The sequence below is a fragment of the Lysobacter rhizosphaerae genome (genome assembly GCF_054779795.1).
Genome location: NZ_BAAGXO010000001.1, coordinates 574,771 through 591,646, shown reverse-complemented (window position 1 = coordinate 591,646; position 16,876 = coordinate 574,771). Strand labels below are relative to the sequence as shown.

Genomic DNA, 16,876 nt, shown 5'->3' with positions numbered 1-16,876 from the left:
TGCATGGGCCTACTCCGATGATCGACGGGAACAGGTCAGGTCTTGGCCGCGAACAGCCACAAGGCGGTGGTGGTTCCCAGCAGGATCAGCAGGAACGTGAACGCCATGACAGCCTTGTCGCGCGGCACGAACTGCGCGCGCTTGATGTCCTGGTTGACGCGCCAGTAGCGGTACAGCGCCCACAGGATCAACACCAGGCCGAGCACGACCATGCCCGAGCCCGCATTCTGCGCATCGCGCAGCATCGGGCCGGTCTGGTCAGAGGCCAGCGCGTGGTTCTGCCGTAGGTAGATGCTGAAGCGATTCAGGGTGATGCCGAAGCCGATCATCGAGATGGCCGTGCGCAGGTACGACAGGTGCGTTCGTTCGTTGGACAGATGCGAGCGCAGGTCCGACAAGCCGGTCCGATGTTCCGACAGGTCGGTGCGATGCTCCGACAACTGCGTGCGGTGGGTGGATAGCAAGGTAGACGCGGTGCCGCTGTCCTTGCCTTCGATGGATTTGACCAGGTCTTCAGGCAGTGGTTCGACCCGGCCCCTGCCAAACTTGTTGGTACTCATGGCGCCTCCGCTGGATTTTCGACGGCGGCACTGGTTTCCATCGCCGCCTCGAGGTCACGTTCCAGGAAATAGTTGAGGAAGGTGCGGATCACCGCGATCGCGGCGAGTTGGCCGATGTCGTCCCAACTGGGGGCGATCGCGGTGCGTACGATGTCCGCTGCCAGCATGAATTCCAGACCCAGCACCAGCCAGCGCGCCAGGGTCAGCCACGCCGCGCGCCGCGCTCCCTGCGTGGCGGTGTGCCTGAGCATCGGCACTAGGATCTGGTACAGCGATTCGATGCCGCCGAGCGCGATCATCAGCACCGACAGCGCTTCCAGCGCTAGCGCGACGTAGCTGGCCAGTTCGCGGAAATACACTTCCATGGTTCACTCCTGCGCGCCATTGCGGACGATGCAGCGGAAGCCAAGATGCGAGGTCGACGTGTCTACCGGCTGCGCCATCCGTGCCGCCGGGCGGTAGCGGCGACAGTAGTTCGGCGCGCACAGGTGCGAGCCGCCCTTCATCACCTTGCGTGCGATGCGCAGTGGTTGCTGCGGATCAAGGCTGCCTTCTTCCGTCGCACCACGCGGGTTACCGGGAATGCAGCAGGCCTTGGCTTTTTCGTCCGGATGCCGCGGGCTGTAGAAGTCGCCGGTCCATTCCCAGACGTTGCCGATCATGTCGACCAGCCCGTAGCAGTTGGGTGGATACGTCCCGACGGGCGAGGTGCCGACGTGGCCGTCTTCGGCGAGGTTCTGCCACGGAAATTCGCCTTGCCAGGTATTCGCCCGATGCACGCCATCCGGCGCCAGCTCCGCGCCCCAGGCGTATTCGCTGTCACCGCAATCGCCGCGCGCGGCGAACTCCCACTCCGCCTCCGTCGGCAGGGACTTTCCGGCCCAGCCCGCGTAGGCCTCGACATCGGCGTAGGCGACGTGCACGACCGGGTGGTCGTCGCGGCCGTCCAATGAACTTTCCGGACCCTGCGGATGCCGCCAGTCGGCGCCGGGAACGAACTGCCACCACTGGTAATGGTCGCGCAGATCGACGCGTTGCGGCGGCGGTACGAACACCACCGATGCGGCGCGCAGCATCTCCGGCAACGCGCCGGGGTATTGCGCCGGATCCGGCGGGACCTCGCAGAACGTCACGTAGCCGGTGGCTTCGACGAAGCGCCGGAACTGCGCATTGGTGACCGGCGCGACGTCCATCCAGAAGCCATCGACATGGACCCGGTGCGCCGGCGCTTCCTCCGGGTAGTGGTGGTCCGAGCCCATGCGATAGGTGCCATCCGGAATCCAGACCATGTCGGGATAGGGCGCTTCCAACGAAGGCGTGTCGACTTCGACGCTGGCATTCATGGCGAGGCCTCGGGAGGATGGATGATCTTCCAGTCGCGCTTCATGTCCACGACGACCCAATGCTTCGCCTGTGCCTCGACGAGTGCCTTGTCCAGGCGGCCGAAGTGGGAGTCGCGATCGTACGCCCACTCGCGTTCGGCGTCGGTGTGGTGGACCAGGAGCGCGAAGCGCGGCCCGTCGCCAGCCGTCGTCCACTCGAGCATCTGCAGGTCGCCGTCGGAGTTGCCGAACGCGGCGATCGGGCGGCGGCCGATGTGGGTCTGGATGCCGACCGGCTTGCCCGCCCCGTCGTCGACCAGGTTGATCTCCGGCAGCTTCACCAGCACCGGCTTGCCGTCGCGCAGTTCGAACTTGAGCTTGCCGCTGCTGCCGACGACCTGCTCGGGCGGAACTCCGTAGACACGCTCCGCCCACGGACGCATGAACTCGATGCCGCCGCCGGAGACGATGAAGGTCTTGAAGCCATTCGCGCGCAGGTAGGCCAACAGTTCGAGCATGGGTTGATAGACCATGCCGGTGTAAAGCCGGCCCGTCTTCGGGTGCTTCGCGCTGGCGATCCAGTCGCTCGCGGTCTCGTTGAACTCCTCGATGGTCATGCCGGTGTGCGTGGTGGCGATGAGGGCCATGAGCGACTTTTCGCCGCCGGCCATGAATGCCTTCATGTCGCCCGCGAGCAGGTGCTTGAACGGTTCCTGCTGCTTCCACTCCGGATGTTGCGGGGCGAGTGCCTTGACCCGGTCGAGCGCGAACTGGAGCTGGACGTACATCGGTTGTTCGCTCCACAGCGTGCCGTCGTTGTCGAACACGGCGATCCGCTCGGGCGGCGCGACGTAATCCGGGCCACCTTCCCGCGTCACCCTGGTGACGAAGTCGACGATGGCCTGCTTGCTCGCGCCGTCATTCCAACTCGGAAGTACCGCGGTCATGGGGTTCTCCGTGGCTGGTTTCGTGGCCCGCGCGCCCTCTCCCGCCGCGTCCGTGGCACCTTGCCGGGACGTGCAGGCGGCCACAGCGCCCAATATCAGCATCAGCAACAGGACGTAGCGCTGCGTGAAATGGCGTATGGACGGCATGGCGGGCAGTTGCATGGGGGCGGCTCCATCGACAGGACGTGCTCAATGGGGATAGAGCAGCGTGAGCGTGAAGCGCACGCCCCAGTCCGGACCGTCGCCCGGGGTTTCGAAGTAGTAGCGCACGCCACCCGCGAGGCTCAGGAGCTGGCTGCCAGCCTTCACCACCTTGGAGTAGCTGATATTCATCGGCACGTTCCAGGTATCGCCCTTCCAGTCGTAGCTCGATTCGAAGTTGAACGAGAGCGTGCGTCCACCCGGGAAACCCTTGGCCAGGAACGGCTGCAGGAACGTGCTGCTGACATCCGCGCGATCGCCCTCACCGGCCACCGACCAGATGTGGTTGGCCAGGACGCCATAGGTCCAGCCGGCCTTGGTCTGCTTCAGCACGAGCGCGCTGGGGCCGATGCCCCATTTTTCGGCGCCGAGCAGATCATCGGTAGCGGTCGGCAACAGGAACACCGGGCCCACGGCCCAGATCCAGCCACCTGCGGTTGGCTTCTTCGGCGAGAAGAAGAAGGTCGGAGTGATGTCGCCGAGACCAGACTGGCTGCCGGAATTGCCGAGCACATCGTCCTGGTAGATCACCGGCGCGATCACGCGCGTGATCAGGTTCCAGTCCTCCGAGATCGAAGTCGGAATGACCGGCTGGACGTTGAGGAAGTGCCTGGTGCCGTCCTCGGAGCCGATATTGAAGTCGACGTTGTACTGCAACGGCACGCTGATGAGCGAAGCGACCGGGTTGGACAGCTGCTTGGCGAGCTCGTCGGCATCCTGGGACCGGGCCACGGGCGCGGCCAGCATGAGTAGCGTCATCAGAAAGATGCGCTTCATGGCGCGGCTCCAGTGCGGTCCTTATGGCTTGCGGCCATGCGGTCACCTCTCGGCTCAGAACTGGATGCTGGCCGACAGCAGGAAGGGATCGCCCTGGAAGCGGTTCTTTACATCGAACTCGTGCAGCCAGCGCGCCGAGAACTCGACCTGCCCGCCCTGCCACTTCTTGGCATAGGTCACGATCGGCCCGAGGGCGAGCGAATGGCCCTTGAAGCCGTCGAGGCGGTCGGCGATCGCGGCATCGTCGTCCTGGAGCTGCTCGATCCAGCCGCCGGCCGCGCCAACGCCCCAACCGTTCGAAAAGCGCTTGACCAGCAGGGAATCGAGACGGAACACCGCACCGTTCTGGTAATCGGTGGCATCGTTCTTTGTGTAGAAATCGACGGCCGCCAGCGCACTGAATTCGAGCGAGTCCTTCTGGAACAACTGCGTGTAACCCACGGTCGGCGAATAGGTCCAGTTGTTGAGGCTGAGCTCGGCCAGCCGGCCTTCCTCATAGGAGCCGGTTGGCGCAAATATGTAGAGAGCGAGCGACAGGTGCTGGGTGGCGCTGAAATGACGGCTGGCGATCACCGGCACGAACGCCATGTCAAACAGGCCGGTGTCACTGTCGCTGACGCTGCCGCTGGTCGAACCGACGCGCAAATCCGCCTCGGCATCCATTTTCGCGAACGGCACGACGGCGACCGACGCGAAGTTCCACTTGCCCTCGCCTGTATTCCAGATGTAGATCCCGGTGATGGAAAAGAGCTGGGCGGTTACTTCGAGGCCGAGCGCACTGCCGCCGCCAGGGAGCGGCGACTCGCGCTGGGCGCCGACCGATCCCGAGTAGTAGGCGTAGGAAAGCCCCATGCTCCAGCCCGGGGTCGGAGGCACCACGCCTGCAAACGAGGTTCCCTGCAGACCGGTGATGGGACGCCCGATCGCACCCTCCGAGGCCAGGGCCGGGGCCACTGGCAGCGCACAGAGCGCCAGGGTCATGAGTGCACGTTTCATCATGGTGGCGATCCTCGGTTGGCGGCGGCGCAAGCGGCTGCCGCGTGCGACGGCATGCACTCCCGCTGGCACCGTGGCGAAGCGCGGATTCGCATCGCCACGGCGCTTTCCAATCACCCTCCCCCCGCCGCCTTGTGGATCTCGTGCACTGCGTTGTCGACGGTGAAGCTCGCCGCCTTCTGCCGCGGCGGGAAGTCCTTGAACGTCGCCATGAAGTCGGCTGCGAGTTTCTGCGCGGCCATCATCAGGTAGGCCTTGCTCATGTACCAGTCCCAGTAGGTGTTCGAAGTGATGTCCGCGCGTTCGTACGGATCGGTGCGCAGGTTGTAGAACTTGGGCGTGCGCAACCGGACGAACGGTTCGGCCCAGACCTGCAGCGTGCCGGGGCAGCGCTGTTCCAGGAACACGACCTTCCAGTTATCGAACCGCAACGCGATCATGTCGCCGTCGTCGCTGAAGTACATGAATCCCTTGCGCGGGCTCTTGTCGACTTCGCCCGTCAGGTAGGGCAGCAGGTTGTAGCCGTCGATGTGCACCTTGAACGACTTGTCGCCGGCCTTGTGGCCCTTCTTGAGCTTCTCGACGATGTCGGGCTCGCCCGCGGCGGCGAGGAACGTCGGCAGCCAGTCGTGGTGGTGGATGATCTCGTTGGACACCACGCCTGCCGGGATCTTGCCGGTCCAGCGGATCACTTCCGGGATGCGGAACGCGCCTTCCCAGTTGGTGTTCTTCTCGCTGCGGAATGGGGTCATGCCGCCGTCGGGCCAGGTGTTCATGTGCGGCCCGTTGTCGGTGCTGTAGATGACGATGGTGTCTTCGGCGAGGCCGAGTTCGTCGAGCGCGTCGATGATCGTGCCGACGTTCTTGTCGTGGTCGATCATGGTGTCGTGGTACGGCGACTGCCACCGGCCCGCCTGCCCGAGGCTCGAGGGCTTGGTGTGCGTGCGCAGGTGCATGTGGGTGAAGTTGACCCAGCAGAAGAACGGCTTGCCCGCCTTGTGCTGGCGCTTGATGAAATCCACCGCCGCGGCGGCGAAGTCGTCGTCGCAGGTTTCCATGCGCTTGCGCGTGAGTGGACCGGTGTCCTCGATCTTCTGCTTGCCGACGCGGCCCCAGCGCGGTTCCTCGGTCGGGTCGTCCTTGTCGGTGGCGAAGCTGCGCATCACGCCACGCGGCCCGAAGGTCTTCTTGAACTCAGGGAAATCCTTGACGTTCGGATAATCCGGATCCTCGGGATCCTCTTCCGCATTGAGGTGGTAGAGGTTGCCGAAGAACTCGTCGAAGCCATGCGCCGTGGGCAGGAACTTGTTGAGGTCGCCCAGGTGGTTCTTGCCGAACTGGCCGGTGGCGTAGCCCAGCGGTTTCAGCAACTCGGCGATCGTCGGATCCTCCGCCGCCAGACCGACCGGCGACCCCGGGATGCCGACCTTCGTCAGCCCGGTGCGATAACCGCTCTGGCCGGTGATGAACGAGGCGCGCCCCGCGGTGCAGGACTGCTCGCTGTAGGAATCGGTGAAGCGCATGCCTTCGCTGGCCAGGCGGTCGATGTTGGGCGTGCGATAGCCCATCAGCCCATCGCTGTAGCAGCTCAGGTTGCTGATCCCGATGTCGTCGCCCCAGATCACCAGGATATTGGGTTGCTTGGAAGTCGCGCCCCCCTGTTTTGCCGGGGCTTTCTTTGTTGCGGCTTGCGGGCTCATCTCGGACTCCTGTGCGGGGGAACGTACGGATTCGCGGAACCTTTGTTGCAGTCCACCTAGGCTACGGCGTGCCCCATCGCCTGCCATCGACAAAAGCGCGTAACACGCCTCGGTAAAGCTACGTAGGCAGATGAAAGGATTGGCGTGGCGTGGCCGCTCCTCCATTCATGCGGGCGTTGTGGCATCTGTCTTGCTTACGGCATCCGTTTGCGTGCGAATACGCCATTCAAACCTTGTCGCCGAGCACCCTGCGCTCGGACATCTCCGCGCAGCTGCGCGTCAGCTCGTCGAGCACGGCCGCCGGCCCCAGTTCAGCCGACAGGAACGTGCCGCCCTGCAGCGCCGTGCTGATCGCAGGCAACAACTCTTCGCCGGCGGAACTCTTGAGCACGTAGCCGCTGCATCCCGCCAGCATGCTTTCCCTCACCAGGTCGAGGTCGTTGTGGACCGTCAGCAGGATCACGCGGCTCCGCGGATTCGCGCGCAGGAGCATCCGTGCTGCGTCGATGCCGTCCATCTTCGGCATCGAGATGTCGGTCACCACTACGTCGGGCGAGAACTTGCGGACGGCATCCACCAGGGCCTGCCCATCCGCGACCACCGCCCTGACTTCGAAATCGTGCGCGAGCAGCTGGCGCAGTTGCTCAGCCACCGCCGGATGGTCTTCAGCCACTACCACGCTGCAACGACCCATTGGCCAGCCCGCCGCCGATTCCCGGACAGCTAGACCATATGGCTCGCGGGGCCGTGGCGACACCGAAAAGTTGCGCAGCGCGGGCTAAGGAAATCTACGCAGGCTCGATGAGCCCATTGCGCTCCGCGGCCCGGACCAGCTCGACTCCGTTGTGGACGCCGAAGGCCTGCATCATGGCGTACTTGTGCGTTTCGACCGTCCGCGTGGCGATCCCGAGTTCTGCCGCGATCTGCTTGGACCGGTAGCCCTTGGCCAGGCCATTGAGCACGTCGAGCTGCCGCCGCGTCAGGCGCGTGCTCTTGACGAGCCGGTTGCTCAGCAATCCATGCGAAAGCGATGTCGAGACATAGGTGGCACCCGAGGCAACCTCGCGTATCGCCCGCACCAGCTCCTCCCCCGCCGCGTGCTTGGGCACGTAACCGTTGGCACCGCAATGCAATGCCTCTTCCACGAAACCGATGGCATCGTGCATGGTCAGGATCAGGAATGGCGTCATGTTGCCAGCCGAGCGCAGGCTCCTGAGAGCCTCTAACCCACTTACCCCCGGCATGCTGATGTCTGCAACGATGACATCCGGGGACGATGCCTGCACTGAATCGAGCAGCTGTTGGCCTTCGCCGACGACGTCCACCGACGCGAAACATTCGAGCAGCAGGCGTTCCAGCCCCTCGGCCACGACGCGGTGGTCCTCGGCGAGCAATATCTTCAGCCCGCTGTATTCGTTTGGCATGGCAGCGGCACCTTTGCGAAAACCGTGGTCCCCTCACCGGGGCTGGAAATCAACCGGAACGTACCGCCGACCAGCCGGACCCGTTCCTCCATGCTGATCAGGCCGAGGTGGCGCTTGGCGGTAGGCGAATCGGGATCGAAGCCGAGCCCATCGTCGGCAATCGTCAATTCGGCCGAATCACCGCTGCGATGCAAGGTGAGTCGCATCGACCGGTGGTTCGCGTACTTCGATGCGTTGTGCAGTGCTTCCTGCGCCACCCGGTACAGGCACAGGCTGGCCTGGCCGGGGATCTGCAGCGTTTCATCCATGTCCAGCTCAAGACTCCTGCCGTTCGCCGAATGCTGCTCCAGGCACAGGGACCTGAGCGCACAGACCACTCCGGCATGCCGGATCACATCCGGGTGCAGGTCGTGGGACAGGCGCCGCACATCGCCGGACAGGCATGCGAGCTGATCCTTGAGCTTGCCGACGCCGGCGCGCATCTCACCCTCGCTCATCCGCTTGAGAGCGCTGGTGGCGATGCAGAGTGACGCCAGCTTCTGGCTGATGTCGTCATGGAGCTCGCGCGATATCCGGGCGCGCTCTGCTTCCTGTACGTCGATCAGTCGCCCCGCCAAGTCGAGTGCCTGCTCGTGCCCCGCCTCGCCTGCCCTCGACAGACGCTTGCGCTCGTCGGCGAAGGCGCCAATCACGTACGTAGCCGACACCACCAGCGACAGCCAGACCTGCAGGCTGAAAACGTCCGCCAGCGAACGCGCGATTGCGATGGGTGCGAAGAGACCGAGGATCACGAGTGCGAGCGAGGTGGCCAGGATGGACGCACAGGCTCCGGGCATGCCGAAACGGGCCGCCATCCAGAACAGGAAAGCCATGGGCACGACGGAAATGGGCAGGCGCAATTCGTACCAGCGGGAGAGCATCGACCAGAGAAACCACGACAGCAATGCGACTCCCAGCAGGGCCACTAGCCCCGCCAGCACTCGACGTCCCCCAGGCCGCCCCGGCGATGCATTCCCGGCAAGGACCATGATCGGCGGCGCCATCACCAGATACCCCAGCGCAATGGCGAAAGCCGCGACTATCCATGCCTCTGCGAAGTCCTGGTAGTGCCCATTCCAGCGAACCAGCGCCGCCGGCGTGGCGACGACCGCCGCGATGATCCATGCATGCCAGGCGAATCTCCGGAGATCAGCGAAGTCCAGGCCCGATGTTTCCCTGGTGCGTGTCCTCCACTGGTTTGCAAAATGCGCGGTTAGCAGGAAGGCGGCCAGCATTGCGAGGGCGGCGGCGGGCGCATTCCAACCATCCGGTAGTCCAACGCAGGCGATGGCAATCGATGCCAGAACCAGGCATTGGCCTTGCATGGATCTGGGAAGCACGACCAGTGCGCCGAATACCAGGCCACCGGGCAGCCACAACGGCGTCACATCGGGTCCGCGCCAGAAGGCGAGCGATGCATATTGGGTGAGGTAACACCCCACTCCCAGCAGCAGGAGCAGCGTCACATTCCAAAGCGAGGCGCCAGGGGAATGCGGTTGGGAATCCGCCTTCTCGAAATCAAGCATGTGCCTGCTCATGGCGTCCTTGTTTTATGGCGATGGGCCGCCGTCCTCCAGAGCGTTTGTGCGAGGTGCGCACAAGCCTGGATTCTTCTTTTCGTCACGTATTCATTACGTCCTGTTCACGCGCGCAGGTACAAAAAAACGGCATAAAGTCGCTTTGGAAGGGATGGGGACCGTGCCCGAACTCGTCTGTGCGACTTTCGACGAATTCGAAGCCCACCTCATCGGCTTCGATGGCCGCTATCACCTGACCGGACCCGAGCGCGGCGAATGGCGCTCGCAGGCGTTCCGCGTCGAACGCATCCTCGTGCAGCTCGTATCCGAAGGCGCCGCGTGCGCCTATGAGGGCGCGGTACCGCACGGATGGGCGACGCTGTTCGTGCCCCGCTCGCCTCCGCAATGGTACCGGATGCTGGCTCGTCAGATGGATGACCGGAGCGTGATCCATTTTGCCCCCGGACAGGAGTTCCGGGCGGCGGTGAGCGACGCCAATCAATGGCTGTCGCTCTCCGTTCCAGCCGAGTTGTTGCAGTCCGGGTTCGACAGCGACGCGTCGGTCAACAGGTGCCTCGATCTCGAGCCCGCGACGATTGCGGCCCTCATTGAACTGCTGGATCGGCTCGCCGCACTGGAGGCTGCAGATACGCTTCCAACGCCGCCGCTCTCCGGGATCCTGGAGGATCAGTTGCTGGCGATCTGGCGGTACGCGCTGGGTCGCGGGGCGCTCCCTGTCTCCGGCAAGGGGCGGCCTGCGGTTTCCCGCGAGGCGGTCTTCAGCAAGGCGGTATCGCTGATGAACCGGCGGGCGAGCCGCGAAGTACGAATCGACGACCTGTGCAGGGCCGCGGGTGTCTGCGAGCGCACCTTGCGTGCCGCCTTCAACGACCTGGTCGGCATGGGCCCGCATCAATATCTGCAGATCCACCGTTTGCACCGGATTCGCAGGGCCTTGACTGCCGCAAGTCCGGACAGGCACACGGTTGCGGGTATCGGCGCCCGGCACGGTTACTGGAACGGCAGCCGCCTCGCCCACGACTATCGCTCGCTGTTTGGTGAGCTTCCGTCGGAGACCCTGTTGCGTCGGATTCCGCAGTCGACGTAGCGGAACGGCGCGATCCCCCGATCGCGCCGTTGCTCAAGCTGGCCCGTCAATGCGTGCCGCGTTCACTCCTTGGGCAGCGGCGTGAACAGCAGGTCCTGGAAGTCCCAGCTGAAGTCGGCGATAGGCGAGATCGCCTTCATCGTGATGCGCTCGACCTTGCCTTCCGGATCGAGGCCGAAGTTGACGTAGGCCTGTTCGTATTCCGGGTTGTCCCACACCGTGCGGAAGGTGTCGAAGCGTTCGTGCTCGAGGCGACCGGTCAAGCCCGGGGACTGCAGGAAGTTCACCCGCAGCACGCCCTTCTCGTTGGTGATCGCGATCGGGCCGTACCACGGATCGGCGTAACGGCCGGCGTAATTCGCCAACGGCAACGTGGGCTTGCCCTGCGCGGCTGGCGCGGACTTCGCGCTGGTGGCGAGCGCCGTGATGCCGCCCTGCATGCGCTGTTCCAGGAACGTGTCGAACGCGGCGACCCAGTCGGTGTCCGGCGCGCCGAGTTCATGGTCGATCACCTCGAGCGCGATCCCACGCATCACCGAAACGTCTTCGGAGTTCATCTGGAAGGCAACGCCGAAGTTGCGGTCCGGGAACAGCGCGATGTACGTGTACACGCCGAAGATCGCGCCGCCATGCTCGATCACCTTTTCGCCGCGGTAGTCGCGTACGCTCCAGCCCAGCGCGTAGGACGAGAACTTCGGCGCGGCCTCGGCGAGCTTGCCCGGCCACTTGGGCGTCGGCGTGGGCACCACGGGCGTCCACATCTGCGCCGAGGATTCCTCGCTGAACACCTTTACCTGCTTGCCAGTCGATGCGTCTGTCCACGTGCCGTGGCCGAGCTGCACCTGCATCCAGTGGGCAAGGTCGTTCGCGCTGGACGACAGGCCGCCCGCGGGCGCGCCGTTGTCGCCGAGCGTCTTGCGCTCGTCGAGCACCTTCTGCTCGCCCATGCCGCGCACGCGGCCACCGGTGCGGGCGTGCGGCCACGCGCGGTTGGGGTTGGCGAAGCGCGCCGACTGCTCGGTCACCGAGCTGGTCATGCCCGCGGGCTTGAGCACGCGCTCGCGCACGAACGTCTCCCAGGTCTGGCCGGTCACTTCCTCGATCAGCTGGCCGGCGACCGAATACAGCACATTGTCGTACGCATAGCCGCTGCGGAAGCTGGTGGCCGGCTTGATGTAGCGCAGCGCGCGCACGGTGTCAGCGCGGCTGCGCGAGGAGGACGGCACGAACATCAGGTCGCCCGCGCCCAGGCCGAGGCCGCTGCGGTGCACGAGCAGGTCGCGCACCGTCATCTCGCTGGTTACCCACGGGTCGTACATGCGGAACCACGGAATGTGGTCGATGACCTTGTCGTCCCACTTGATCTTGCCGTCGTCGACGAGCACGGCGAGCGCGGCGGCGGTGATCGCCTTGCCGGTCGATCCGGTCGGGAAGATCGTGTCCGCGTCCACACGGTCGGGCGATCCGAGCTTGCGCACGCCATAGCCTTTCGTCATCGCGACTTTGCCGTCCTCGACGATGGCGATCGTCAGGCCCGGAACGCCGTGTGCGCGCATGGCGGCATCCACGCGCGTATCCAGGTCCGCGGGCGGCGCCGCGAACGCGGCACCCGCCAACAGCGTCGAGGCCAGAAGTACGAAGCGCGGCGCGAAGCGGCGTCCGGTCATGTTCATTCTCCTTGCAAGGAATGGGATTGCGCGGCCAGGGTCGCTTGCGGCGAACGGCGCCACAGCCACCACACACCGACCGTCAGCAACGGCAGCACGTAGACCACCAGGAACAGGTAGGCCAGGCCGCGGTAGCCCTTGGCGATCAGCGCTACCAGGCCGAAGTGGTCGGCGATGAAGATCGAGCCGACCAGCAGCGTCGCGGCGATCGCGAAGCGCCCGGCGCTCGACAGTTCGCGCGAACGGTGCGTGCGCCACGCGGCGGCGATGCGCTCGTTGGCGGCATGCACCGCGGCGGCGCCGCTCTCCAGCAGCGCACTGAAGATCATCGCCTGGAACAGCAGGTGGAAGACCGGCATGTCCAGCTTGCGCAGGATGTAGTCCGACGGCAACGCCTCGTTACCGATCTGCGGATACCACGCGATCATGCAGATGAAGAACAGCAGACCCGGCACCATCGCCAGCGGCCCGGCGAGCACGCCCGCCACCACGGCGTCGCGGCGCGAAGTGAAGTGCCGCGCCAGCGGCAGGATGATCACCGCACCGACAATGTTGTAGCCGGCATACGTGAGGCCGCCCGACAACCAGCCGTCGGTAGGCACCGGCGTGCGGAAGATCTCGGCGGCGCGGTCGCCGAAGCCGAGGAGCACGAACATCACGAACAGCACGTACACGCCGTACAGGAAGAACGACACCCACTTGAACAGCTGTTCAACCGAGTGGTTGCCGTAGGCGGTGAACGCGCCGATGCCCAGCATCAGCAGCAGCGTGCCGACGAGCGTGGGCCAGCCGAACATCGCCTGGCAGATCGCGCCCGCGGCCGCACCGAACACGGCGAGGATCAGCACCATGAACACCAGGTACGCGAGTTCGAAGACCACCGCGAACGGCCCCAACAGCGTGCCGAAGAAGCTGCGGTAGTCGAAGCACCGCGTCGCCTGGGCCAGCGCGAAGGTCAGCGCGCAGATCACGCTCCAGGACACCATCGCCACGAGGATCGCCAGGATGCCGCCCTGGGGGCCGCTGGGGATGAAGTATTCCGCCAGTTCGCGGCCGGTGGCGTAGCCGCCGCCGATCACCGCGGCCTTGAACGCCAGTCCCGGCAGGATCAGGCGCTGGAACCAGGTCGACGTCGTGCTCATGACATTCTCCGACTTACGCAAGGCACGCGTCGACCAGTTGGTCGAACGCCGCGCCGCCGCGCATCGGGTCGGCGACTGGAAGCCCGAGGCGCTCGCTTTCCGCGGCAATCAGGCGGTGCGCCGCGGCTCCGTCCAGCTTCGCGGTGTTGAGACTGACACCGGCGCAGCGGATGTTGGGCCGCGTGCGCGATCCCAGGCGCAATGCAAGCTCGATGGTTTCCTCGATGCCGGGCACTGCATAGGCGGGATGGCCGAGCACGCGTTCGCGTCCGGGCTCGTGGCACGCCACGATCACGTCGGGCTGGCTGCCATGCAGCAGCGCCAGCGAGACGCCGGCATAGGCCGGATGGAACAACGACCCCTGCCCTTCGATGACGTCCCAGTGGTCGGCGTCCGCATCGGGCGTGAGCATTTCGGCGGCACCAGCGGCGAAATCGGCGACGACCGCATCCATCGGGATGCCGCCGCCGGCGATGAGGATGCCGGTCTGGCCGGTCGCGCGGAACGTCGCATCCTTGCCGCGCGCGGTGAACGCACGCGCCAGCGCGAGCGCCGTGTATTTCTTGCCCAGTGCGCAGTCGGTGCCGAGCGTCAGCAGGCGCTTCCCCTGGCGCGGCCGACCCGATGCGACCGGGATTCCCATGGGCGGTTGTCGCACATCGATCAGGCGGCGCCCGAGACGATCGGCGGCCTCGCGCAACACATCGAAGTCACGCAGCCGCGCGTGCATGCCGCTGATGATGTCCAGGCCGGCTTCCATCGCCTCGACCAGGGCCGCCAGCCACGACGGCGGAATGAAGCCGCCCGCGTTTGCCACGCCGATCACCAGCGCGTTGGCGCCCGCGGCGCGCGCCTCGGCAGGAGTCAGGAATGGCAGGCCGGTACTGACCGTGGCGCCGCAGGCGTACTCGCCCACGCAGCGCTCGCCGGCCCAGTCGCGCAGGCCGAACGCGGTCTTTGCATAGCCGGGTTCGGTGGTGTCACCGAGGAACAACAGGTAAGGCTGCGGAAGCGATACGTCGTGGATCAAGCAATTCACCGGAGGTGGGCCGCGGTCCGGATGCCGCGGGCGGTGGGTCCGCCCGCGGTGCGCAACCGCGTGAGTACGGCAATGGAACGGATCGGTCAGAACGGGCCGGTCAGAACCGGTAGTCGACTTCGATGCCGAACGTGCGCGGCTGGATCGGTGCGGCGACGAGCTTGTTGACCTGCTTGGTCAGGGCATCGGCGATATCGCCGATGCTCTGGTAGCCGCGTTCGTCGGTGACATTCTTGACGTAGCCGCGCAGGGTCCAGTTCTCATTGCTGAAGTCGGCGTTCAGATCCAGCGACCAGTAGTCCTCGACCCGCAGCGGCTCGGTCCTCGTCGACAGCAGCAGGGTCGTCCTTGCGGCGTTGAAGATGTTCTGGACTTCGGTCGTGCCGTTTTCGCGCTCGTCGACGAAGCGCACGGCGCCGCCGAAGTGTGCGTTCCAGCCTCCGTCGAGCGGCAGGGTGTAGTCGGCGGTACCGGCCCAGCTCCACTCCGGCACATACGGCAGCGAGTCGCCCTTCAGGCCACTGGTTTGTTCCACCAGGAGCGCGCCCGACGGCACCGAGATCACCGGGAAGTTTTCGTCGAGCTGGGCATTGGTGTAGGCACCGTTGAAGCCCAGGTCGAGGCGATCGCTGGCATGCAGCAGCATGGACCACTCGACGCCCGCGGTGCTGGCCTTGCCGGCGTTGACCAGGCCGGAGATGTTGTTGACGACCGATGCGACCTGGATGTCCGACCAGTCGATGTAGAAGCCGGTCAGATCGAACACCACGTTGTCGAACAGCTGCGACTTCAGGCCGAGCTCATAGCTGGTCAGCGTCGACGAATCCACCTGCGAGGGCAGGCCCGGGACCAGCACGTTGGGGCCGCCCGGCTGGTAGCCGGTCGCCACGCGCGCATAGAGCATCGCGTCTTCGCTGAGCTTGAGCTGCGGGCTCACGCTCCAGGTGAACACGTCTTCGGACGAGCTGTTGGACGCGCTGCCGATCGGCGCCAGGATGCCCTCGGTGACGGTCTGCGAGAACTTCTGGTCGTTCTCCGCATAGCGGATGCCGGCATCGATCTTGAAGACATCATTGAACCGGTAGGAACCGTTGGCGAAGACCGCCGTTTCCTTGTAGTCGCTCGGAATCAGGATCGACGCCAGAACGAGGTTGCCGAACGGCGCCGGCAACGGCGAGCCGTCGCGCTGGTAGAGCTGGGCGAACTGGGTCTGGGTGGCGTCTTCCTTGGTGTAGAACACGCCGGCCATCCACTCGAACGCACCGTCGGCATGGGACACCAGGCGGAATTCCTGGGTGAACTTGTCCATGTCCAGGTTGATGTCGAAGTTGGAAGCGCCCGGTGCAGGCAGATGGAGCAGCAGGTTGGCGACCTGGCCGAACTGCACGGTCGCGTCCTGGCGGAACAGGCTGCTCGACTCGGAGTAGCCCGTGGCGGAGACGAAATCGGCCCAGCCCAGGTTCCAGTTCAAAGTCGCCGAGTAGAAGTCGACGTCCTTGGTGAACGGCTCGTCGACCCACACGCTGTTGGTGAGGTCGCCGAACTGCGGCTTCTGGCTCACCGGATCCAGCGCGACCTGGGCGTTGTTGTCGCTGTCGATGGTCTGGCGCATCGCGACCAGGTCCAGGCTGAAGCTGTCTTCCTGCCAGCGCAGCGCGGCGCGTGCGCTGGTCTGCTTGGCATCGTTGATGTCATCGCGGCCGTCGACGCTGTTGTCGATGTAGCCCGGCAGCTCGTTGACGGCATAGCTCATGCGCAGGCCGACGCGGTCGGTGACCAGCGGAATGTTGGCGCCGAAGCGTGCATCCCAGCCGAGATCGCCCGCCCCCTCGACGCTGGACAGACCTCCGCCCACGCGGAACTCGGTGCTGGACAGATCCGGTGCGACGGTGACGTACTTGATCAGGCCGCCCATCGTGCTGGCGCCATACAGCGTGCCCTGCGGTCCGCGCAGCACTTCGATGCGCTGGATGTCGTAGGGCAGCAGGTCGAGTGCGAAGAAGTTGGCGGCCTGGTACACGCCGCTCGAGCCCAGCGGGGTTTCGTCGAGGTAGGTGCCGACGGTGGCGCTGGACGACAAGGGCGACACACCGCGCAGCGACACCGTGGTCCGTCCCGGGCTGCCGTTGCTGTTGATGGCCAGGCCGGGCACCGAGGCCTGGAAGTCGCTGAGCTGGGTGGCGTGGGAATTCTCGATCTTCTCTTCGTTGATCACGCTGATCGACGAAGCTACTTCGCGGATGTTCTCGACGCGCTTGTTGGCGGTGACCACGACCTCATCCAGCGTCACGGCATTCGCCGCGGCCGCATCCCCCGCCTCGGCCGGGGCCTGTTGCGCAAGCGTCGGCCCGGCCATGCCCAGCGCCAAGGTCAACGAGATCGCGGTGGTCAACGAACGGCGCATCGGTGCGCGTTCGCGCGTGTGGTGCTTGTGCAT

15 protein-coding genes are annotated in these 16,876 nt (G+C 65.3%); 1 reads left to right on the top strand and 14 read right to left on the bottom strand.

The genetic code is table 11. From position 1 onward, the window contains the following. Positions 1–35 precede the first annotated feature (35 nt). From ACYVGE_RS02725 to ACYVGE_RS02680, 10 genes are all read right to left on the bottom strand, one after another. Positions 36–560, bottom strand: a complete 525-nt coding sequence (locus ACYVGE_RS02725) for a YidH family protein (RefSeq protein WP_460726828.1) — start codon at positions 558–560, stop codon at positions 36–38. Next, a complete protein-coding gene (locus ACYVGE_RS02720) occupies positions 557–925 on the bottom strand; it encodes a DUF1622 domain-containing protein (RefSeq protein WP_460726826.1) in 369 nt (122 codons plus the stop codon). The genes ACYVGE_RS02725 and ACYVGE_RS02720 overlap by 4 nt, the downstream gene beginning before the upstream one ends. Before the next feature lie 3 nt (positions 926–928). Then, positions 929–1,903, bottom strand: a complete 975-nt coding sequence (locus tag ACYVGE_RS02715) for a formylglycine-generating enzyme family protein (protein ID WP_460726824.1) — start codon at positions 1,901–1,903, stop codon at positions 929–931. Then, positions 1,900–2,829, bottom strand: a complete 930-nt coding sequence (locus ACYVGE_RS02710) for an HAD family hydrolase (RefSeq protein WP_460726822.1) — start codon at positions 2,827–2,829, stop codon at positions 1,900–1,902. Before ACYVGE_RS02710 ends, ACYVGE_RS02715 begins: the two co-directional genes overlap by 4 nt. 189 nt (positions 2,830–3,018) lie before the next feature. Then, positions 3,019–3,807 (bottom strand): transporter family protein, encoded by a 789-nt coding sequence (locus ACYVGE_RS02705; protein ID WP_460726820.1) that lies wholly within the window; start codon positions 3,805–3,807, stop codon positions 3,019–3,021. Positions 3,808–3,861: 54 nt separating this feature from the next. Next, complete coding sequence (locus ACYVGE_RS02700; RefSeq protein WP_460726818.1) at positions 3,862–4,803, bottom strand: SphA family protein; 942 nt, start codon at positions 4,801–4,803, stop codon at positions 3,862–3,864. Positions 4,804–4,916: 113 nt separating this feature from the next. Next, positions 4,917–6,503: an arylsulfatase gene (locus ACYVGE_RS02695; protein WP_460726816.1), complete on the bottom strand. Its 1,587-nt coding sequence runs from the start codon at positions 6,501–6,503 to the stop codon at positions 4,917–4,919. A 226-nt stretch (positions 6,504–6,729) separates the two neighbouring features. Beyond that, positions 6,730–7,176: a response regulator gene (locus ACYVGE_RS02690; RefSeq protein ID WP_460726814.1), complete on the bottom strand. Its 447-nt coding sequence runs from the start codon at positions 7,174–7,176 to the stop codon at positions 6,730–6,732. Between the two features lie 115 nt (positions 7,177–7,291). Then, positions 7,292–7,927, bottom strand: a complete 636-nt coding sequence (locus tag ACYVGE_RS02685; protein ID WP_460726812.1) for a response regulator — start codon at positions 7,925–7,927, stop codon at positions 7,292–7,294. Continuing rightward, a complete protein-coding gene (locus ACYVGE_RS02680; protein ID WP_460726810.1) occupies positions 7,903–9,492 on the bottom strand; it encodes a sensor histidine kinase in 1,590 nt (529 codons plus the stop codon). The genes ACYVGE_RS02685 and ACYVGE_RS02680 overlap by 25 nt, the downstream gene beginning before the upstream one ends. Here ACYVGE_RS02680 and ACYVGE_RS02675 point away from each other — a divergent pair. After that, positions 9,491–10,591 (top strand): helix-turn-helix domain-containing protein, encoded by a 1,101-nt coding sequence (locus tag ACYVGE_RS02675; protein WP_460726808.1) that lies wholly within the window; start codon positions 9,491–9,493, stop codon positions 10,589–10,591. The two genes, ACYVGE_RS02680 and ACYVGE_RS02675, sit on opposite strands and share 2 nt — an antisense overlap. Positions 10,592–10,653: 62 nt before the next feature. Here ACYVGE_RS02675 and ACYVGE_RS02670 read toward each other — a convergent pair whose 3' ends face one another. The 4 genes from ACYVGE_RS02670 to ACYVGE_RS02655 form a co-directional block, all read right to left on the bottom strand. Beyond that, positions 10,654–12,258, bottom strand: a complete 1,605-nt coding sequence (locus ACYVGE_RS02670) for a serine hydrolase (protein WP_460726806.1) — start codon at positions 12,256–12,258, stop codon at positions 10,654–10,656. A 2-nt stretch (positions 12,259–12,260) separates the two neighbouring features. After that, positions 12,261–13,400 carry a YkvI family membrane protein gene (locus ACYVGE_RS02665; RefSeq protein WP_460726804.1) on the bottom strand — a complete coding sequence of 380 codons (1,140 nt, stop codon included), beginning with the start codon at positions 13,398–13,400 and terminating at the stop codon, positions 12,261–12,263. A 13-nt stretch (positions 13,401–13,413) separates the two neighbouring features. Continuing rightward, positions 13,414–14,430 carry a DUF1611 domain-containing protein gene (locus ACYVGE_RS02660; protein WP_460726802.1) on the bottom strand — a complete coding sequence of 339 codons (1,017 nt, stop codon included), beginning with the start codon at positions 14,428–14,430 and terminating at the stop codon, positions 13,414–13,416. Positions 14,431–14,539: 109 nt separating this feature from the next. Then, a complete protein-coding gene (locus tag ACYVGE_RS02655) occupies positions 14,540–16,876 on the bottom strand; it encodes a TonB-dependent receptor (protein ID WP_460726800.1) in 2,337 nt (778 codons plus the stop codon).

Excerpts from the sequence above, each read along its gene's own strand:
- ACYVGE_RS02725 (WP_460726828.1), bottom strand. The coding sequence starts at position 560 with ATGAGTACCAACAAGTTTGGCAGGGGCCGGGTCGAACCACTGCCTGAA.
- ACYVGE_RS02720 (WP_460726826.1), bottom strand. The coding sequence starts at position 925 with ATGGAAGTGTATTTCCGCGAACTGGCCAGCTACGTCGCGCTAGCGCTG.
- ACYVGE_RS02715 (WP_460726824.1), bottom strand. The coding sequence starts at position 1,903 with ATGAATGCCAGCGTCGAAGTCGACACGCCTTCGTTGGAAGCGCCCTAT.
- ACYVGE_RS02710 (WP_460726822.1), bottom strand. The coding sequence starts at position 2,829 with ATGACCGCGGTACTTCCGAGTTGGAATGACGGCGCGAGCAAGCAGGCC.
- ACYVGE_RS02705 (WP_460726820.1), bottom strand. The coding sequence starts at position 3,807 with ATGAAGCGCATCTTTCTGATGACGCTACTCATGCTGGCCGCGCCCGTG.
- ACYVGE_RS02700 (WP_460726818.1), bottom strand. The coding sequence starts at position 4,803 with ATGAAACGTGCACTCATGACCCTGGCGCTCTGTGCGCTGCCAGTGGCC.
- ACYVGE_RS02695 (WP_460726816.1), bottom strand. The coding sequence starts at position 6,503 with ATGAGCCCGCAAGCCGCAACAAAGAAAGCCCCGGCAAAACAGGGGGGC.
- ACYVGE_RS02685 (WP_460726812.1), bottom strand. The coding sequence starts at position 7,927 with ATGCCAAACGAATACAGCGGGCTGAAGATATTGCTCGCCGAGGACCAC.
- ACYVGE_RS02675 (WP_460726808.1), top strand. The coding sequence starts at position 9,491 with ATGTGCCTGCTCATGGCGTCCTTGTTTTATGGCGATGGGCCGCCGTCC.
- ACYVGE_RS02680 (WP_460726810.1), bottom strand. The coding sequence starts at position 9,492 with ATGCTTGATTTCGAGAAGGCGGATTCCCAACCGCATTCCCCTGGCGCC.
- ACYVGE_RS02670 (WP_460726806.1), bottom strand. The coding sequence starts at position 12,258 with ATGACCGGACGCCGCTTCGCGCCGCGCTTCGTACTTCTGGCCTCGACG.
- ACYVGE_RS02665 (WP_460726804.1), bottom strand. The coding sequence starts at position 13,400 with ATGAGCACGACGTCGACCTGGTTCCAGCGCCTGATCCTGCCGGGACTG.
- ACYVGE_RS02655 (WP_460726800.1), bottom strand. The coding sequence starts at position 16,876 with ATGCACAAGCACCACACGCGCGAACGCGCACCGATGCGCCGTTCGTTG.